The organism is Streptomyces spiramyceticus (assembly GCF_028807635.1).
GTDB lineage: Bacteria > Actinomycetota > Actinomycetes > Streptomycetales > Streptomycetaceae > Streptomyces > Streptomyces spiramyceticus.
This window is the reverse complement of record NZ_JARBAX010000001.1, coordinates 1141321-1160038: the sequence shown is the minus strand read 5'-3', so window position 1 is coordinate 1160038 and position 18718 is coordinate 1141321. Positions and strand designations below refer to the sequence as shown.

Here is an 18718-nt window from a genome sequence, read left to right as displayed (position 1 = left end):
AGGAGCCACATCCGGCAACACCCCCAACGCGTTTCGATCTGATGACCGCTGCCTGTCAGACCCAAGTGCGACAGTGGAGAAGTGACCGACGAAACGAACAACCCCACACCCCCGCACGGCACTCCCGGCGCAGCAGGCACCCCGGACGCCCCACGCGTCGCAGTACAAGGCGAAGCACGCCTCGAATTCGACCCCGAGATCGCCCGCATCGGAATCACCGTCACCGCCCGCGGTACGGACCGCCGCACCGCACTCGAAGACCTCACCCGGCGCAACACCATCGCCCTCGACCTCGTCAAAACGTACGGCGACGCCATCGAAAAGCTGGAAACCGGAGCCTTCTCCATCAGTCCCGAACTCACCAAACACGGCCGCGGCGAACGCATCCGCGCCTACCACGGCCGCGTCTACATCACCGCAGTCCTCACCGACTTCACCGCCCTCGGCGAACTCACCACCCGCCTCGCCGACCTCGAACTCACCCAAGTAGACGGCCCCTGGTGGAGCATGCGCCCCGACTCACCCGCATACGGCGAAGTCCGCCGCCAAGCCGTACGAGAAGCCGTCAAACGCGCCCGCGAATACGCCCACGCACTCGGCGCCGAACTCTCCGCCCTCCTCGAACTCGCCGACCCCGGCGCCGAAGACACAGGCCCCGTCCCCGTCGCCTTCGCGGGCCGCGCCCGCCACATGTCGATGGCCTACCCGGAAGGCGCGGAGGAAGCCCCCGCCCTTGACCTGGAACCACAACGCCAGACCATCTACGCGCAGGTGAACGCCCGCTTCACCATGACCCCACCCCAACTGTGAGCGACATGCTCATCGGAGCGCCCCCGCGCACAATTCAACACTTGTCAATAACCTTTCATGCAAAGGTTGTTGGACAGTCATGCACAGCCAATTGTCTACTGACTGGTAAGCCCTAGGCTCGAACCATGCGCCGAGCAAAAATCGTCTGCACCCTTGGCCCCGCCACTGACACATACGACCAGATCAAGGCACTGGTCGAAGCCGGAATGGACATCGCCCGCTTCAACCTCAGCCACGGCACCTACGCCGACCACGAACAGCGCTACCAACACGTACGCAAAGCCTCCGAAGAGACCGGCCGCAGCGTCGGCATCCTCGCCGACCTTCAAGGCCCGAAGATCCGCCTCGGACGCTTCCGCGAAGGACCCGTACTCCTTGAACGCGGCGACGAATTCACCATCACCGTCGAACCCATCGAAGGCGACCGCCACACCTGCGGCACAACCTACGAAGGCCTCGCCGCCGACGTCTCCACCGGCGAACGCATCCTCGTAGACGACGGCAAGGTCTCCCTCGAAGTCACCGAGGTCGACGGACCCCGCGTCCGCACCCTCGTCATCGAAGGAGGCATGGTCTCCGACAACAAGGGACTCAACCTCCCCGGCGTCGCCGTCTCCGTCCCCGCCCTCTCCGAAAAAGACATCGAAGACCTCCGCTGGGCCCTGCGCACCGGAGCCGACATCATCGCCCTCTCCTTCGTACGCAGCGGACGCGACATCCAAGACGTCCACCGCATCATGAAAGAAGAAGGCCGCCGGCTCCCCGTCATCGCCAAGGTCGAAAAGCCCCAAGCCGTCGAAAACATCGACGACATCGTGGCCGCCTTCGACGGCATCATGGTCGCCCGCGGCGACCTCGGCGTCGAAATGCCCCTGGAACAAGTCCCGATCGTCCAAAAGCGCGCCATCAAACTCGCCAAGCGCAACGCCAAGCCGGTCATCGTCGCCACGCAGATGCTCGACTCGATGATCGAAAACTCCCGCCCCACCCGCGCCGAAGCCTCCGACGTCGCCAACGCCGTCATCGACGGCACCGACGCGGTGATGCTCTCCGGCGAGACGAGCGTGGGCAAGTACCCCATCGAGACGGTCAAGACGATGAGCCGCATCGTCGAAGCAGCAGAGGAAGACATCCTCGCCAAGGGCCTCCCACCGCTCACCGAACGCAACAAGCCCCGCACCCAGGGCGGCTCCGTCGCCCGCGCCGCCGCCGACATGGGCGACTTCCTCGGCGCGAAGTACCTCGTCGCCTTCACCCAGTCGGGCGACACGGTCAAGCGCCTCTCCCGCTACCGCTCGCCGATCCCGCTCCTGGCCTTCACCCCGGACCCGGCGACCCGCTCCCAGCTCAACCTCACCTGGGGCGTCGAAACCTTCCTCGGCCCCCACGTCGACTCCACCGACGCGATGGTCGCCCAGGTCGACGAGCACCTCCTGCGGATCGGCCGCTGCGACAAGGGCGACATAGTGATCATCACCGCCGGCTCCCCGCCCGGCATCGCAGGCTCGACGAACCTGGTCCGAGTCCACCACATCGGCGAGGACGACCCCGCCACCAAGTAGCCGCCGTAAAGGGCCCCTCCGAAGAGGGGCCCTTCCCTGCCGGGGGCGCGGCTCAGTACTTCGGCCCGACGTGGGCGTCCATCAGGGCGACGGATGCGCGTTTGGCGACCGAGATGTTGTAGAGCTTCCCGTGTCGAGTGCAGTGCTTCCATTCGACGCCGAGGCGGTCGAGAGTGTTCGTGTAGAGCTGACGGATGTCGTCCGAGACGTTGGTGAACCAGTAGCGGGGGTACTCGTACCGCTTCCGCTCGCCGCCAACCGTCCGCACGGTCCAGTTCATGTTCCGGCACCCATCCGAGTGGATCAGCCCTCGGATGAACGCCCACGGATGCTCATCGACTATGTCCTGCTGCCAGGCTTCGAGGATGATCGCACGCTCGTGCTTCTTGCCGGGCCCGTGCTGAGGGAACATGCAAGTCCAGTGTTTTGTGAACGACTTGACCTCGACGCAGCCCTGCTTCTGCCGTTGCTGAACGCTGGGCATTGGCATCACCTTGCGCATCGCCGACTCGGCTTCGCTGAGCAGGCCGGGCCATGTGTCAGCACAGAAGATCGACAGGTGGTGCTGCCTGGGTTTCGAGATGATGTGCCCGTCACCGAGGTATAGCCCGAGCAGGTATGAGTACGCCTCGTGGTCGAATGGTCGTGCGGTGCATCTCGGGCAATCGGTGGGGTGTTCAAATTGCTCACCCCGGCGTCTGCGGTCTTGGTGGCGCCACCAGCCGACAGTGCCACGTGGCACATTTAGGCGTTCCGCCACCGCGCGATTGCTCACGCCTCGACGCATCAGAGCGAGTGCTTCTTCGCGTATCGAAGGATTGTGCTGCTCCATGGCATGGAGCCTGGCCGGATCGATGGCGTTCCGGGCCGATTCGATACTGCGTTCACCGTGGCGAGTGAAGATCGCCAACAAGCATCGGCCTTGGAATCGAAGGTAAAGTGCCCCGAGTCGGATTCGAACCGACGCTGTCGGTGGTTTGAGCACCGTGTCTCTACCGCTGGACTACCGGGGCGTCCTTCAAAAAGAAGGTTAGCGGAGACCCGCTGTGAGTCAAACATACAGGAGCTAGGTACGCTCATGGATCAGCACCTGCCTGGAAATGAGGAGCCCCGTGACCTCCCCCGAGTCGCCCCAGCCCGCCGCCGACGACGACAACAAGTCGCACGTCCCGCCGCTGACGACCCGTGTCGTCATCGCCGAGGACGAGGCCCTCATCCGCCTCGACCTCAAGGAGATGCTCGAGGAAGAGGGCTACTCCGTCGTCGGCGAAGCCGGTGACGGTCAGCAGGCCGTGGAGCTCGCTCGTGAGCACCGGCCCGACCTCGTGATCCTCGACGTGAAGATGCCCGTCCTCGACGGGATCTCCGCCGCCGAGAAGATCGCCGAGGAGTCCATCGCGCCTGTCCTGATGCTGACCGCGTTCTCGCAGCGCGATCTCGTCGAGCGGGCCCGGGACGCCGGTGCGATGGCGTATCTCGTGAAGCCGTTCAGCAAGAGTGACGTCGTACCGGCCATCGAGATGGCGGTGTCGCGGTTCACGGAGCTGAAGGCGCTGGAGACCGAGGTCGCGGACCTCACGCAGCGGCTGGAGACGCGGAAGCTGGTGGACCGGGCGAAGTCGGTTCTTCAGACGCAGTACGGGCTTTCCGAGCCCGCCGCGTTCCGGTGGATCCAGAAGACGTCGATGGACCGCCGGCTGTCGATGCAGCAGGTCGCCGAGGCGGTCATTGAGGACGCCGAGGAGAAGAAGGCCGCGAAGGAGCAGTAGAAGGAGCAGTAGAAGGAGCAGTAAGTAGGGGACAGCAGGAGGCCCGCACGCCGAGCTCGGCGTGCGGGCCTCCTGCTGTTCGTACGGGCGGCTCAGTCCTCGCCGAGGTACGTCTTGCGGACGGACTCGTCGTGGAGCAGCTCATGGCCGGGGCCGGAGAGCTTGATGGTGCCGACCTCCATGACGTGCGCCTCGTCCGCCAGCGAAAGGGCGGCCTGGGCGTTCTGCTCGACGAGCAGGATGGTGGTGCCCTGTGCCTTGAGCTCGACGATGGTCTCCATGATCTTCTGCATCATGATCGGGGAGAGGCCCATTGACGGCTCGTCGAGCATCAGGAGCTTGGGCTGGGACATGAGTGCGCGTCCCATGGCCAGCATCTGCTGTTCGCCGCCCGAGAGGGTGCCCGCGGCCTGCTTCCGGCGTTCGCCCAGGATGGGGAAGAGGTCGTAGGCGCGCTGGATGTCCTTCTCGATGCCTGCCTTGTCCGTCCGCAGGAACGCTCCGAGTTGGAGGTTTTCTGTGATGGTGAGGCGCGGGAAGATGTGCCTGCCTTCGGGGGAGTGGGCCAGCCCCAGGGACACGATCTTGTGAGCGGGGACTCCGCTCAGCGGTTTGCCGTCGAAGGTGATCCGGCCGCCGGAGGGCTTGAGCAGCCCGGACAGTGTCCGCAGGGTGGTGGTCTTGCCCGCACCGTTGGTGCCGATGAGGGTGACGACCTGGCCGGCTTCGACGCTGAAGGAGATGCCCTTGACGGCTTCGATCTTGCCGTAGGCGACCCTGAGGTCCTCGACCTCGAGGAGAGCGGTCACTGGGTTTCCCCTTCCGGGCTGGTGGTGCTGGTCTTGCTGGTGGTGCTGTCGGTGCTCTGCGCTTCTTCGGCCGCTTCGACTTCGGCGGCCTCTTCCGCGCCCGGTGCGCCTTCGAACGGCGTACCGAGGTAGGCGGCGACCACCCGCTCGTCGCCCTGGACGACGGCGGGGGTGCCTTCGACGAGCTTCTCGCCCTGGACCAGGCAGGCGACGCGGTCGCAGAGGTTGAAGATGAAGCGCATGTCGTGCTCGATGACGAGTACGGCGATGCCCTGGTCCCGGATGGCGAAGATGAGCTCTTCGGTGACCCGGGTTTCTTGCGGGTTCATGCCGGCGGTGGGCTCGTCGAGGAGCAGCAGGCCGGGGTCGCTGGCGAGGGCGCGTGCGATTTCGAGCTTGCGCTGTTCGCCGTAGGGGAGGTTGCGGGCGAGGTGGTCGGCCTTGCTCTCCAGGCCGATGAATTCGAGTAGTTCCATGGCCCGCTTGTGGGAGGCGGCTTCGGCTTTCTTGAAGCCGGGGCCGCGCAGGAGGGCGGACCAGAGGCCTTCCTTGGTCCTGGTGTGGCGTCCGACGAGGACGTTTTCCAGGACGGTCATGTTGGCGAAGAGCCGGATGTTCTGGAAGGTGCGGGCGATGCCTGCCTGGGTGACGAGGTGGGGCTTGGGCGGCAGGACGGTGCCCTTGTAGGAGACCTTGCCTTCGGTGGGGACGTACAGCCCGGTGAGGCAGTTGAAGAAGGTGGTCTTGCCTGCGCCGTTGGGGCCGATGAGGCCGACGATCTCGCCGGCGTTGACCTTGAGGTCGACCGAGCGTACGGCGGTGAGGCCGCCGAAGCGCATGGTGACGCCGCTGGCGTCCAGGACCGTGGTGGTCTCGGCGGTTTCGGTGGTGTTCTCGGTGGTGGTCGTCATGTCGTTCACGCCCCCGCCTTCGTGATGCCGACGCCGGAGTCGGTCAGGCCTTTGTCCGGTACGTCGAGTTGGTCGGTCTCGTGGTACTCGAGCTGGGCGCGCCGGTTGGCGATGAGGCCTTCGGGGCGGAAGCGCATGAGCAGGATCAGCGCGATGCCGAAGCCGAGCAGCTGGTAGTCCTGGAGGAACTGCAGCTTGGCCGGGATCATGTACAGAAGCGTGGCGCCGATGAGGGGTCCGCTGATGGTTCCCATGCCGCCGAGGATGACGGCGGCGAGGAGGAAGGCGGAGTTGGGCGGTACGGGGCCTGCGAAGACGTACATCTCCGGGACCACGGTGCTCTGGACGTGTGCCTGGACTGTGCCGGCCAGGCCGGCGAGGGTGGCGCCCAGGGCGAAGGCGATGAGCTTGACCCGGAAGCCGTTGATGCCCATGGCGGTGGCGGCGGTCTCGTCCTCGCGGATGGCGACCCAGGCGCGGCCGATGCGGGAGCTGCCTGCGCGGCTGAAGACGAGGATCACGAGGATCATCGCGAGCAGCATCAGCAGGTAGTAGTTGGCGTACGACCCGAGTTCGAAGCCGCCGATGGAGTGGGATTCGCCGAAGTCGTATCCGAAGAAGACGAGGTCGGGGACGTTTGGTACGCCGTTGGGGCCGTTGGTGACCTGCGGTCCGGATACGCCGTCGAGGTTGCCGACGGTGATGCGGAAGATCTCGCCGAAGCCGAGGGTGACGATGGCGAGGTAGTCGCCGCGCAGTCGCAGGGTCGGGGCACCGATGACGACGCCGAAGATCAGGGAGACGGCGCCGCCGGTGAGGACGGAGGCCCAGAAGGGGAACTGGACGTCGAAGGCGGAGGCGGTCGTGCCCGAGACCAGGGCGGCGGTGTACGCGCCGACGCCGAGGAAGGCGACGTATCCGAGGTCGAGGAGTCCGGCGAGGCCGACGACGATGTTCAGCCCGAGTGCGACGGTCGCGAAGATGAGGATGTTGACCGCGATGAGGGTGAACTGGTCGGTGTTCTGGGTGAACGGGAAGGCTGCTGCGGCGACGAAGGCGGCTGCCACGGAGATGGAGCGGTACTTCGTGGTGATGGCCGAGAGCCGTGCCATGAGGCCGGCCTTGAAGAGCGCGGTGACGGCGAAGCCGGCGGTGATCAGGTAGCCGGTGAAGAGTTCGGCGTACTCGGTGTCGATGCCGTAGGTGACGACGAACAGGCCGATGCCGAAGGCGGCGACGATGATCAGGATCTCGGCCCAGGAGGGGAGTTCCTTGGGGCGCCGGGCCTTGCGGGTGTCGTCGGGGAGCTGGAATGCCGCGGCGACGGGGATGACTGTGGCTACGGCTGCGACGAAGCCGCCCGGTTCGAGGTTGACGACGCCGCCGAGTTCGACGGCGATGGCGATGACCGTGAACCAGGTGGTGCCGAGGGCGCCGAGGGCGAGCAGTCGCAGGGCTTGGGTGGTGCCGGTGGGCGCCAGCCAGCGCAGGCCCTTGATGTCGAGCGAGGCCAGGGCGTACAGGGTGGTGAGCAGGCCTGCGACGAGGGTGAGGACCTGGAGGCCGCCGGGGTATCCGTAGACGGTGAGGTCGCCGGGGAACTCGTCCGTGTAGGTCCAGGACAGGAAGGTGCTGGCGATGGTGGCGAGGCCGCCGACGGCGGTGAGCCAACGGAAGAGGCCGGCGCGGGAGTTGCTGTTCGCCGGGGTGGCTTCGGCTGTCTGCGTGGTGTCGGTTGTCATGGCTCTCACGCCCGATCCGCGACGCGCTCGCCGAGCAGGCCCTGTGGCCTGACGAGGAGTACGACGATGAGAAGTACGAATGCCCAGACGTTGGCCCAAGCGCCGCCGCCGAGCTGCTGCATCCCGGGAATCTCTTCGATGTAGGCGATCGACAGGGATTCCGCGAGGCCGAGGACGACTCCGCCGACCATGGCTCCGTAGATGTTGCCGATGCCGCCGAGGACGGCGGCGGTGAAGGCCTTGAGCCCGAGGATGAAGCCCATCTCGAAGTTGATCTGGCCCTTGTCGAGGCCGTACGCGACGGCGGCGACGGCGGCGAACGCGGCGCCGATGGCGAAGGCCATCACGATGATGCGGTCGGTGTTGATGCCCATCAGCTTCGCCGTGTCGCGGTCCTGCGCGGTGGCCTGCATGGCGCGGCCGCTGCGGCTCTTGGCGACGAAGAGGCCGAGGGCGAGCATGCACAGGGGGGCGAGGACGAGGACGAAGGCGTCGGCGCGTTGGAGGTACAGGTTGTCGAACAGCTTGAACGACTCGCCCTGGAACTCGGGGAAGCTGCGCGGCTTCTTCGCGTCGGGGTAGAAGCCCCAGACAAGCTGCTGGAGAACAATCGAGAGGCCGATTGCGGTGATGAGCGGGGCCAGCCTGGGCGCGCCGCGCAGCGGTCGGTAGGCGAAGCGTTCCGCGGCGGTGGCGACCGCGACGGAGGCGATTGCGCCACCGACGATCATGAGCGGGATGGCCACGAGAAGCGACGTTCCGCTGGGGAGCACGATGTAGGCGGTGAGGGCGCCGAAGCCCCCGATCATGAAGATCTCGCCGTGGGCGAAGTTGATGAGCTGGACGATGCCGTACACCATGGTGTACCCGATGGCTATGAGGCCATAAAGGGCGCCGAGTGCAAGGCCGTTGGCCAGCTGTTGCGGCAGTTCGTGCACCGCAGGGCCTCCGATGAGCTTGTCGGATATGACTCCGCGCGAGGGCGCTGTTGCGCCCTCGCGCGGTTTTGATCAGGTGGAGCGTGTGGCGCGGGCGGAGCGGGTGGTGCGGTGGCTCAGTCCTTGAAGGTGGCGGACTTGACGTCCTTCCAGACCTTGCCTTCGACCTTGTAGACGGTGAGCTGCTTGTTCGTGGTGTCGCCGTACTGGTCGAAGGCGACCTTGCCGGTCACACCGTCGAAGGCGACCTTGCCCATGGCCTCGACGACCTTGGCGCGCGCGTCGTCCGGCAGCTTGCCGCCGTTGTCTGCGACGACGGCCTTGACGGCCTGGATGATGGCCCAGCCGGCGTCGTAGGAGTAGCCGCCGTAGGCCGCGTACGGGTCCTTGTACTTGGCGGCCTCGTAGTCGGCGATGAACTTCTTGGCGGTCGGGAGCTTCTCGACCGGGTAGCCGATGGAGGTCGCGAAGTCACCGTCGTTCGCCACGCCGGAGGCGCTGATGAAGGCCGGGTCGTAGATGCCGTCGCCGCCCATGGTGGGGATCTTGGCGCCGGTCTTCTTGATCTGGTCGGAGAGCAGGCCGCCCTCGGGGTACTGGCCACCGAAGTAGACGGAGTCCGCCTTCGACGACTTGACCTTGTCGGCGGTGCTGGAGAAGTCCGTCTCCTTCACCGTGACGTGGTCGGTGCCGACGACCTTGCCGCCGAGCCGCTTGAATTCGGCGGAGAAGATGGCGGCGAGGCCGGCGCCGTAGGTCTGCTTGTCGTCGACGACGTAGACCTTCTTCTTCTTCGCGTCGTTGTACAGGTACTGCGCGGCGAACTTGCCCTGGACGACGTCCGTGGCGGCGGTCCTGAAGTACGTCTTGAACGGACGCTTCAGCTCGCCCTTGGCCCAGTTGTCGCCCTGGCTCAGTGCCGGGTTGGTGTTGGCCGGGGAGACCTGGGCGACGTCGGCCTTCTCGAAGACGCCCTGCATCGACTGGGCGACGCCGGAGTTCAGCGGGCCGACGACGCCGATGACGTCCTGGTTGCCGACAAGCTTGGTGGCGTTCGACTGGCCGGAGGCCGGGACGGCCTGGTCGTCGAGGGCTTCGATCTTGAACTCGACGCCGGGGACTTCGTTGTTCTTGTTCGCGGTCTTGGCCGCGAGGTCCACGGAGTTCTTGATGCCCTGGCCGAGCGCGGAGAGGGAGCCGGTCAGTGGTGCGTCGACACCGATGACGACGGTGGTCTTGCCGCTGTCGCCGCCGCCCTTGTTGTCGTCGCGCGACCCACAAGCGGTGAGCGTCAGTGCTCCGGTGGTCAGCACTGTGGTGAGTATGAGCAAAGAACGGTGTCGCACGAAAAGTCCTTTCCCTGGCGCGGCCTCCTCTGCTGAGGTGCCGTGACGATCGCCGGGCCGTACTGGTCGATACAGGGCCGTGCAGCAGACGCGCCCGGCGGACGCGGTGACTGGCCGTGACTCTAGGCGGAGGTGGAGGGGTCGTGGAGGTGTGAAGTCAGGATGTGACTCTCTTGTTATGCCAAGGCCAACGCTGGGCGGGTCAGTGTGGACAGAACAGTCGATAATTTCGCCGCGGGAATAGCCCACATGCTGAGAACGTGCAGTTCCGCTGTGGCGCTTGACGCGATCTTGAGGCCGTGAGCGGACAAATGGCCTGAAGGGTACTAGCGAGATCGCCGACGCGGCCGACGTTGATCGCGACGCACGGATTCTCGATTGCATCCTTATTACGCAGCGTTACATCAGGGGAGGCTGGGCCCCGTGGTCGCGAGGCGTTCCTGTGCACTATGACCTGCGGTGTGATGCTCCGGGGCGTGGGATGCGGTGAAGGGGTCAACGGCTGTGCGTGATCCGTGAGTTGGCGCTGATGATCTACGCTCACTCGGGCGAGCGCCAATTCTCCGAGCTGCCGGTTGCGCCGTTCTGGGCTGCGCACTTCTGCTTGGCCAGGCGGTCGACCAACCGGAGGCCCGCTTCGCGCCCTTGGTGCTTCGCTTCGGCGCGGCCTGCGGCGACGAGCTCTTCATGGATCGCGTACTGCTCGTTGGACAGGCCCTTTTGTTCCCAGTCGAGCCCTGACCATTTACTGCCCTTGAGTGTCTCTTTGGCCCAGTAGGAGACGAGTTTTGTGCATGTCTCTTCGGGTGAGGTCTTTTGTGGTGCAGGGGTTGGCGTCGTGGGTTGACGGGCCGAAGGAGAATCCGAGCAGCCCACGACGCCCAGTGAGGCGGCCAGGAGTATGCAGACGGCGTACTTGGCCGGAGCGTGCGGTCTGGTCCCCATGAGGGAAAGCTAGGTCGTCACGATCTGTGACACAACAGGCATGGCGCCGCCTTACGGCAGTTTTGCGAACGGGGAAAGGAAGGCGCGGGCGCCAGGCGTGTCCAGGCGGTACGTGACGTTCGTGGCGTAGCACGGGGTGTCGCCGGTGATCGTGGTGGCGACCAGGGTGATCTTGCCGCCCAGCGTGGCGAAGTTCGGGCCGCCGGAGTCGCCGTAACAGGCGCCACCGTTGCCTTGCGGCGCGGTCATGGCTAGGCGCAGCCAGGCGTCGTTGAGTGCGTCATATGTGACCGGGGCCTTCATTCGGACACCGCCGCCGGGGTGGGTGTGGCCGCCGGGGCCTCGCTGGGCTTCCTGGGTGCCGTAGCCCGCGACGAAGAATGAGGTGTCCTTCAGCCCCTGCGGGCCCAGTGCGCCGAGGGCTCCGGCCTTGGGGAGGGACGCGGGCGTGAACGACCAGCGTGCCTTGACCTGGGAGGCGGGGAGCTCGACCACCGAGATGTCATGGGTGTCCGAGGCCGGGCCGGGGTAGTGGGGGTGATTGTGGGCGTCGCCCTGGACAGCGACGGCCTTCGCGACGGCCGCGGGGTCGTCGGGGTGGGCGGCGGAGGCCTTGTCGAGTGCGCCCTGTACGTCCTGGTCGAGGGAGACGTAGAACTTCACGTTCGCCGGCCAGTCGGTGGTGCAGTGCGCGGCGGTCAGAAAGGTGTCCGTGTCGATCATGGTGCCGGAGCAGACCCAGTCGACCCGGTCGGGGGTGGCCGGGTTGTTGTCGTTGTCCCAGGTGGCGACCAGGGCGCCGACCTCTGTGCGTTCCGGTGCGGGTGTCGCGTTGTAAGAGTTGATCGCCGAGGACGGCAGGGCGGAGCCGAGGACGAGGGCGCAGGCCGCGGCGGTGACGGTACTCAGACGTACGGGTATGGCAGTCAAGAGAAGCCCTTCGTTGCGCGGGACGGGGGTTCTCCTGTGGGGGTGATCGACAGTGAAGCGCGCGGGTGGCCGGTGCGGCAAGAGTGCCGGGATTCTTTGGCCGGTGCTTGACCGGTTTCCTGTTGTGGAGGGGAAGTTGAGCGGATTTTACGGCCCGGAGCCCGGCCCGGAGCCCGGTTCGCGGGCGCCGGACCGCTGCTCCTCGTCAGACAGTCGCCCCGCCCGCGCCCGCATCCCGCAGCATGCAGGTCAGGCGGGCAGTGCAGACCCGCTTGTCGTGCTCGTCGGTGATGACGATCTCGTAGGTCGCCGTGGAGCGCCCGCGGTGGACAGGCGTGGCCACACCCGTCACCAGGCCGCTGCGGGCACCCCGGTGGTGGGTGCAGTTGAGGTCGACTCCGACGGCGAGCTTGGAGCTGCCGCCGTGCAGCATCGCGCCGATCGAGCCGAGGGTCTCGGCGAGTACGGCGGATGCGCCGCCGTGCAGCAGGCCGTACGGCTGGGTGTTGCCCTCTACGGGCATGGTGCCGACGACGCGGTCCGGGGCCGCCTCGATGATCTGCACGCCCATGCGGGTGCCGAGGTGTCCGGCGGAGAAGAGGGCGGGCAGGTCGACGCCGAGTGAGGCGTACTCGTCGATGACCTCTTGCGGGAACTTCACTGCTGTCTGCTCACCCATGGGGCCCGGCTCCGATTCGTCGTACGGCGTCCTACGTCTTTGAGCGAACGCTTAGGCGGTGGGAGATTGTTCCAGACGCACGATGACGGACTTGCTCGCGGGGGTGTTGCTGGTGTCCGCGGTGGAGTCGAGGGGGACCAGCACATTGGTCTCCGGGTAGTAGGCGGCGGCGCAGCCGCGCGCCGTGGGGTAGTGGACGACGCGGAAGCCGGGGGCGCGGCGCTCGACGCCGTCCTTCCACTCGCTGACGAGGTCGGTGTACGCCCCGTCGGCGAGCCCGAGATCGCGGGCGTCGTCCGGGTTGACGAGGACGACGCGGCGGCCGCCCTTGATGCCCCGGTAGCGGTCGTCGAGGCCGTAGATGGTGGTGTTGTACTGGTCGTGGGAGCGCAGCGTCTGGAGCAGCAGGCGGCCTTCGGGGAGCTCGGGGTACTCGACGGGTGCGGCGGTGAAATTGGCCTTGCCGGTGGCGGTGGGGAAGCGCCGTTCGTCGCGCGGGCCGTGCGGGAGGGTGAAGCCGCCGGGGTGGGCGATGCGGGTGTTGAAGTCCTCGAAGCCGGGGACGACGCGGGAGATCCGGTCGCGGATCGTCGCGTAGTCCTTCTCGAAGTCCTCCCAGTTCGTGGCGGAGGCGGGGCCGAGGGTGGCGCGTGCCAGCCGGGCGACGATGGCGGGCTCGGACAGCAGGTGGGGGCTCGCGGGGGTGAGGTTGCCGCGGGAGGCGTGCACCATGCCCATGGAGTCCTCGACGGTGACGAACTGCTTGCCACCGGCCTGCACGTCCTTGTCGGTGCGGCCGAGGGTGGGCAGGATCAGCGCGCGGGTCCCGGTGACGGCGTGCGAGCGGTTGAGCTTCGTGGACACGTGGACGGTCAGGCGGGCCTTGCGCATGGCGGCCTCGGTGACGTCGGTGTCGGGGGTCGCGCCGACGAAATTGCCGCCCATGGCGAAGAAGACCTTGGCTTCGCCGTCCCGCAGGGCCTGGATGGACCGTACGACGTCGAAACCGTGGTGGCGCGGCGACGTGATGCCGAATTCCTTGTCGAGGGCGTCGAGGAAGGCGGGCGCGGGGCGTTCGAAGATGCCCATGGTGCGGTCGCCCTGCACATTGGAGTGCCCGCGCACCGGGCAGACTCCGGCTCCGGGGCGGCCGATATTGCCGCGCAGCAGAAGGAAGTTGACGACTTCGCGGATCGTCGGCACGGCGTGCTTGTGCTGGGTGAGGCCCATGGCCCAGCACACGATGGTGCGCTTCGACGCGAGGACCATGGCGAGGGCCTGCTCGATCTTCGAGCGTTCCAGGCCGGTGGCGGCGAGGGTCTCGTCCCAGTCGGCGGCGCGGGCCGCGGCCGCGAACTCCTCGTAACCGTGGGTGTGATCGCGTACGAATGTGTCGTCGACGGCGCCTTCGGTCTCCAGGATCAGCTTGTTCAGCAGCCGGAAGAGGGCCTGGTCGCCGCCGAGCCGGATCTGGAGGAAGAGGTCGGTGAGGGAGGCGCCCTTGATCATGCCGTGCGGTGTCTGCGGGTTCTTGAAGCGCTCAAGTCCGGCCTCGGGCAGGGGGTTCACCGAGATGATCTGTGCGCCCGCGGCCTTGGCCTTCTCCAGGGCGGTGAGCATTCGCGGGTGGTTGGTGCCCGGGTTCTGTCCGGCCACGATGATCAGGTCGGCCTGGTGCAGGTCTTCGAGGGAGACGCTGCCCTTGCCGATGCCGATCGTCTGTGTCAGGGCCGAGCCCGACGACTCGTGGCACATGTTGGAGCAGTCCGGCAGGTTGTTGGTGCCGAACTCGCGGGCGAAGAGCTGGAGCAGGAACGCCGCTTCGTTGCTGGTGCGGCCGGAGGTGTAGAAGAGCGCCTCGTCGGGGGAGTCCAGCGCCTTGAGGTCGCCCGCGATGATCTCGAAGGCGTGCTCCCAGGTCACCGCGTCGTACCGCTCCGCGCCCTCTGCCAGATACATCGGCTGGGTGATGCGGCCCTGCTGGCCCAGCCAGTACCCGCTGCGGGTGGCCAGGTCGGCGACGGGGTGCGCGGCGAAGAAGTCGGGTGTGACGCGGCGCAGCGTCGCTTCCTCGGCGACGGCCTTCGCGCCGTTCTCGCAGAACTCGGCGGTGTGCCGCTTGTCCTCCTCGGGCCAGGCGCAGCCGGGACAGTCGAAGCCGTCTTTCTGGTTGACCTTGAGGAGGGTCTGCGCGGTGCGGCGCACGCCCATCTGCTGCTGGGCGATCTTCAGGGTGTGTCCGATGGCGGGCAGCCCGGCCGCGGCGTGCTGGGGAGGTGCGACCTGCGGCGCGTCCTGGACCGGGTCACCTGCGGGCGGCTTGGCAGCCATGGCGCTCCCCTTTGAGCGTGCGGTTCTGTTACGTACATCTCCGATCCTGTCACGCTGCGCTGACAGTGCGAGGGCACGGGCCCGGATTGTCAGTGGTGCGGCCTAGGATCGGGGGCGTGTCAGAGACAGCATCGAAGAAGACCGCAGAAAACCGTCCCCGCCTGCTCCTCATGGACGGGCACTCCCTGGCGTACCGGGCGTTCTTCGCGCTGCCTGCGGAGAATTTCACCACCGCGAGCGGCCAGCCGACGAATGCCATCTACGGCTTCGCGTCGATGCTGGCGAACACGCTGCGCGACGAGTCGCCCACGCACTTCGCGGTGGCCTTCGACGTGTCGCGCAAGACGTGGCGCCAGGCGGACTTCCCCGAGTACAAGGCGAACCGGTCGAAGACCCCCGACGAGTTCAAGGGGCAGGTCGAGCTGATCGGCGAGCTGCTCGACACCATGAACGCGGAGCGGTTCGCGGTGGACGGCTTCGAGGCCGACGACATCATCGCCACTCTCGCCACACAGGCCGAGGCCGCCGGCTTCGATGTGCTGATCGTCACCGGCGACCGGGACTCCTTCCAGCTGGTCTCCGACCATGTGACCGTGCTGTACCCGACCAAGGGCGTCTCCGAGCTGACCCGTTTCACCCCGGAGAAGGTCGAGGAGAAGTACGGGCTGACCCCGGCGCAGTATCCGGACTTCGCCGCCCTGCGCGGCGACCCGTCGGACAACCTGCCGGGCATCCCCGGCGTCGGTGAGAAGACCGCCACGAAGTGGATCAACCAGTTCGGTTCGTTCGCGGAGCTGGTCGAGCGCGCCGACGAGGTCAAGGGCAAGGTCGGACAGGCCCTGCGCGACCACCTGGAGTCCGTCAAGCTCAACCGCCACCTCACCGAGCTGGTGCGTGACGTGGAGCTGCCCAAGACCGTCGCGGACCTGGAGCGCGCGCCGTACGACACGTCCGCGCTGAAGGGGTTCCTGGAGGTCCTGGAGATCCGCAACCCGAGCCTGCGGGAGCGGCTGCTCTCCGTCGACCCGGGGGCGGAGGAGGAAGAGGCCCCGGTGCCGGACGCCGGTGTGCAGCTGGACGGTGCGGTGCTGGGCGCCGGCGAGCTGGCCGCCTGGCTGGAGCAGCACGGCGGTCAGCCCCTCGGCGTGGCCACCGTTGCGACCTGGGCCCTGGGTGTCGGCAATGTCAGCGAGGTCGCGCTGGCGGCCGCTGGGGGTACCTCCCATGCCGAAGGCCATGGGGGAGGCAAGGCGGCCTGGTTCGACACGACCCAGCTCGACGAGTCCGACGAGCGGGCCTTCGCCGCGTGGCTCGCCGACCCGGCCCGCCCGAAGATCATGCACAACGCCAAGGACGCGCTGCGGGTCTTCCCGGAGCACGGCTGGCACATCGCGGGCATCACGATGGACACCGCGCTCGCCGCCTACCTGGTCAAGCCCGGCCGCCGGTCGTTCGCGCTGGACGCCCTGTCCGTCGAGTACCTCCACCGTGAGCTGGCCCCTGCCGCCGCCGACGGGCAGCTGGCCTTCGGCGCGGACGAGCAGGCCGAGGCCGATGCCCTGATGGCACAGGCCCGTGCGGTCCTCGACCTGGGGGAGGCGTTCGGCGTGAAGCTGAAGGAGGTGGGCGCCACCGACCTGCTGCACGATGTGGAACTGCCCACGTCCCTGCTGCTGGCCCAGATGGAGCGGCACGGCATCTCCGCCGACCGCGCCCATCTGGAGGCGATGGAGCAGCAGTTCGCCGCGGCGGTGCAGCAGGCCGTGAAGGAGGCGCATGCCTCGGTGGGTCACGAGTTCAACCTCGGCTCGCCCAAGCAGCTCCAGGAGGTCTTCTTCGCCGAGCTGAACCTCCCCAAGACGAAGAAGACCAAGACCGGTTACACCACGGACGCGGACGCGCTGGCATGGCTGGCCGCCCAGACCGAGCACGAGCTGCCGGTGATCATGCTGCGTCACCGTGAGCAGGCCCGGTTGCGGTCCACCGTCGAGGGTCTGATCAAGACGATCGCCGCCGACGGCCGGATCCACACCACGTTCAGCCAGACGGTCGCGGCGACCGGCCGTCTCTCCTCCACCGACCCCAACCTGCAGAACGTGCCGGTCCGTACGGACGAGGGCCGGGCCATCCGCCGCGGTTTCGTCGTCGGCGAGGGCTTCGAGTCGCTGATGACCGCGGACTACAGCCAGATCGAACTGCGCGTGATGGCACACCTGTCGGAGGACGAGGGCCTGATCGAGGCGTTCACTTCCGGTGAGGACCTGCACACGACCGTCGCCTCGCAGGTGTTCGGCGTGGAGCGGTCGGCGGTCGACGCGGAGATGCGGCGCAAGATCAAGGCCATGTCGTACGGCCTGGCATACGGCCTGTCCGCCTTCGGCCTGTCCCAGCAGCTGAACATCGAGGCGGGCGAGGCCCGGGTCCTGATGGACACGTACTTCGAGCGGTTCGGCGGGGTGCGTGACTACCTGCGCCGTGCCGTCGACGAGGCGCGCGCCACCGGGTACACGGCGACGATGCTCGGCCGCCGCCGCTACCTCCCGGACCTGAACAGCGACAACCGCCAGCGCCGTGAGGCGGCCGAGCGGATGGCGCTGAACGCCCCGATCCAGGGCACGGCCGCCGACATCGTGAAGGTCGCCATGCTGAACGTCGGCCGGGCGCTGACGGAGGCCGGCCTGAACACCCGGATGCTGCTTCAGGTCCACGACGAAATCGTCCTGGAGCTGGCGCCGGGCGAGCGCGAGCGGGTGGAGGAGATCGTCCGCCGCGAGATGGCGGGCGCCGTCAACCTGCGCGCCCCGCTCGACGTGTCGGTGGGCGTGGGCGCCGACTGGGAGTCCGCCGCGCACTGACACGCGCTGACGCTCCCGTAGACCCCCGGGGGCCTACGGGAGCGTTCTCAATCGCCGGAAGAGCTTGATGTGCCTGCCCTGGCCGGAACATTGAGCCCGTCCGGCGATTGGGGAGCGGATTCCGCGGCAGCGATCCGGTTCGATGTGCCGCGCAGCTTCAGCCGCACTGCTGCGCCGTACAGCACAAGCCCCACGGCGAGCCCCGCGCCGGCGCCGAAGCATGCGGTCGGTACGAGGTCGAGGGGACTCAGCTGCACGGTCTGAGCGGCGTACCAGCGAAGACACCGGTGTACGACGCCGATCAGCACGCACAGCGCCAGCAGCACGCCCGCTGCCCATCGGCCGCGCGCGTCCAGCGCCGGTACGGAGTCGGGGGCGGGCCCGTCGGGCCGGCGGCGCAGCGCGGAGACCGTGAACCACACGATCGCCGCGAGCGCGACGGCCGAGCCGCCGTACTGGGCGTACATGTACACCGGAAAACCGGCGACGACCTCACCGAGCACCGGCAGCACTCTCATGCCCCACCGGTCCAGATGCGTGAACGCGTCCCAGACGACGTGTGTGCACGCGCCGATGGTCGCCGAGAGGAAGAACCGCCAGGCCAGTGAAGGGAGTTGAATCCTGGACCAGTCCTGGCCGCGTACGAAGCCGTGGAAGCGGGCCTGCCGGTGGCGCGGCACCAGTGCCAGTAACGGCTCCCGCAGCAGCAGCCACAGCCCCACCAGCGCTGCCGTTATCAGTACGTCGACCGTGACGATGCCGGGCAGGGAGTGGGTGACGTCCCCGAAGGTCATCGCAGCCGGGGCAGCGGTTGCGGCGAAGTACGTCATGTCGGGCGCGAACGACCCTGCGACGAGCGCCGATGCGAGGAGCGGACCACGCGCGGTTCCGTCGCGTCGAATGCCCGGCAGCACCGCCGCAGCATGGCTGAGTGTGAACGGCAAAGGCCCCCCTCGGACCGCTTCTGATCTGTGACGATCAGTATGCCGGTCCCTGCGCCGAGGTGAATTTAGGTGAACAACCGGCAATAAGGGGACAGCTGCCGGTGTTCGGGCGCCTGGAGTTGTCGTAGTGTCGCAGAGTCCTTGCGC

At 67.3% G+C, this 18718-nt stretch carries 15 protein-coding genes and 1 tRNA gene; 4 read left to right on the top strand and 12 right to left on the bottom strand.

The window, feature by feature from the left end:
* The first annotated feature begins 81 nt into the window (after positions 1-81).
* On the top strand, positions 82-810 hold the full coding sequence (locus PXH83_RS05220; protein ID WP_274557200.1) for an SIMPL domain-containing protein: 729 nt from the start codon (positions 82-84) through the stop codon (positions 808-810).
* A gap of 125 nt (positions 811-935) precedes the next feature.
* On the top strand, positions 936-2372 hold the full coding sequence (pyk, locus tag PXH83_RS05215; protein WP_274557198.1) for a pyruvate kinase: 1437 nt from the start codon (positions 936-938) through the stop codon (positions 2370-2372).
* A 52-nt stretch (positions 2373-2424) separates the two neighbouring features.
* On the opposite strand, the gene PXH83_RS05210 is transcribed toward pyk, so the two are convergent.
* Together PXH83_RS05210 and PXH83_RS05205 are read right to left on the bottom strand one after the other, a co-directional pair.
* Positions 2425-3204: a helix-turn-helix domain-containing protein gene (locus tag PXH83_RS05210; protein ID WP_274557196.1), complete on the bottom strand. Its 780-nt coding sequence runs from the start codon at positions 3202-3204 to the stop codon at positions 2425-2427.
* A gap of 108 nt (positions 3205-3312) precedes the next feature.
* Positions 3313-3385 (bottom strand) — tRNA-Leu (locus PXH83_RS05205).
* A gap of 99 nt (positions 3386-3484) precedes the next feature.
* Between PXH83_RS05205 and PXH83_RS05200 the strand changes: the two genes are divergently transcribed.
* Positions 3485-4141, top strand: coding sequence for an ANTAR domain-containing response regulator (locus tag PXH83_RS05200; protein ID WP_274557194.1), 657 nt, complete (start codon positions 3485-3487; stop codon positions 4139-4141).
* A gap of 92 nt (positions 4142-4233) precedes the next feature.
* Here PXH83_RS05200 and PXH83_RS05195 read toward each other — a convergent pair whose 3' ends face one another.
* From PXH83_RS05195 to PXH83_RS05155, 9 genes are all read right to left on the bottom strand, one after another.
* Positions 4234-4950, bottom strand: coding sequence for an ABC transporter ATP-binding protein (locus PXH83_RS05195; RefSeq protein WP_274557192.1), 717 nt, complete (start codon positions 4948-4950; stop codon positions 4234-4236).
* On the bottom strand, positions 4947-5861 hold the full coding sequence (locus PXH83_RS05190) for an ABC transporter ATP-binding protein (RefSeq protein WP_274562681.1): 915 nt from the start codon (positions 5859-5861) through the stop codon (positions 4947-4949). Before PXH83_RS05190 ends, PXH83_RS05195 begins: the two co-directional genes overlap by 4 nt.
* A 5-nt stretch (positions 5862-5866) precedes the next feature.
* Complete coding sequence (locus PXH83_RS05185; protein WP_274557189.1) at positions 5867-7603, bottom strand: branched-chain amino acid ABC transporter permease; 1737 nt, start codon at positions 7601-7603, stop codon at positions 5867-5869.
* A gap of 5 nt (positions 7604-7608) precedes the next feature.
* Positions 7609-8541 (bottom strand): branched-chain amino acid ABC transporter permease, encoded by a 933-nt coding sequence (locus PXH83_RS05180; RefSeq protein WP_274557188.1) that lies wholly within the window; start codon positions 8539-8541, stop codon positions 7609-7611.
* Between the two features lie 116 nt (positions 8542-8657).
* Positions 8658-9887 carry a branched-chain amino acid ABC transporter substrate-binding protein gene (locus PXH83_RS05175; RefSeq protein WP_274557186.1) on the bottom strand — a complete coding sequence of 410 codons (1230 nt, stop codon included), beginning with the start codon at positions 9885-9887 and terminating at the stop codon, positions 8658-8660.
* Between the two features lie 540 nt (positions 9888-10427).
* Complete coding sequence (locus PXH83_RS05170; protein WP_274557183.1) at positions 10428-10832, bottom strand: hypothetical protein; 405 nt, start codon at positions 10830-10832, stop codon at positions 10428-10430.
* 51 nt (positions 10833-10883) lie between these two features.
* Entirely contained in the window at positions 10884-11762 is an 879-nt protein-coding gene (locus PXH83_RS05165; protein ID WP_274557181.1) for a trypsin-like serine protease, read from the bottom strand.
* Between the two features lie 205 nt (positions 11763-11967).
* Positions 11968-12441 (bottom strand): PaaI family thioesterase, encoded by a 474-nt coding sequence (locus PXH83_RS05160; RefSeq protein WP_274557179.1) that lies wholly within the window; start codon positions 12439-12441, stop codon positions 11968-11970.
* Between the two features lie 51 nt (positions 12442-12492).
* Positions 12493-14772 (bottom strand): FdhF/YdeP family oxidoreductase, encoded by a 2280-nt coding sequence (locus PXH83_RS05155; RefSeq protein ID WP_274557177.1) that lies wholly within the window; start codon positions 14770-14772, stop codon positions 12493-12495.
* A 170-nt stretch (positions 14773-14942) separates the two neighbouring features.
* On the opposite strand from PXH83_RS05155, the gene polA reads away from it, so the two are divergent.
* Positions 14943-17627, top strand: coding sequence for a DNA polymerase I (gene polA / locus PXH83_RS05150; RefSeq protein WP_274562679.1), 2685 nt, complete (start codon positions 14943-14945; stop codon positions 17625-17627).
* A gap of 47 nt (positions 17628-17674) precedes the next feature.
* Here the strand turns inward: polA and PXH83_RS05145 are convergent, their stop codons facing one another.
* Positions 17675-18571 carry a DUF4184 family protein gene (locus tag PXH83_RS05145; protein WP_274557174.1) on the bottom strand — a complete coding sequence of 299 codons (897 nt, stop codon included), beginning with the start codon at positions 18569-18571 and terminating at the stop codon, positions 17675-17677.
* Positions 18572-18718 lie beyond the last annotated feature (147 nt).

Bases quoted from the DNA above. Each gene is read 5' to 3' on its own strand.
- pyk (WP_274557198.1), top strand. From the start codon at position 936: ATGCGCCGAGCAAAAATCGTCTGCACCCTTGGCCCCGCCACTGACACA.
- PXH83_RS05210 (WP_274557196.1), bottom strand. From the start codon at position 3,204: ATGGAGCAGCACAATCCTTCGATACGCGAAGAAGCACTCGCTCTGATG.
- PXH83_RS05190 (WP_274562681.1), bottom strand. From the start codon at position 5,861: ATGACGACCACCACCGAGAACACCACCGAAACCGCCGAGACCACCACG.
- PXH83_RS05185 (WP_274557189.1), bottom strand. From the start codon at position 7,603: ATGACAACCGACACCACGCAGACAGCCGAAGCCACCCCGGCGAACAGC.
- PXH83_RS05170 (WP_274557183.1), bottom strand. From the start codon at position 10,832: ATGGGGACCAGACCGCACGCTCCGGCCAAGTACGCCGTCTGCATACTC.
- PXH83_RS05160 (WP_274557179.1), bottom strand. From the start codon at position 12,441: ATGGGTGAGCAGACAGCAGTGAAGTTCCCGCAAGAGGTCATCGACGAG.
- PXH83_RS05155 (WP_274557177.1), bottom strand. From the start codon at position 14,772: ATGGCTGCCAAGCCGCCCGCAGGTGACCCGGTCCAGGACGCGCCGCAG.
- polA (WP_274562679.1), top strand. From the start codon at position 14,943: ATGGACGGGCACTCCCTGGCGTACCGGGCGTTCTTCGCGCTGCCTGCG.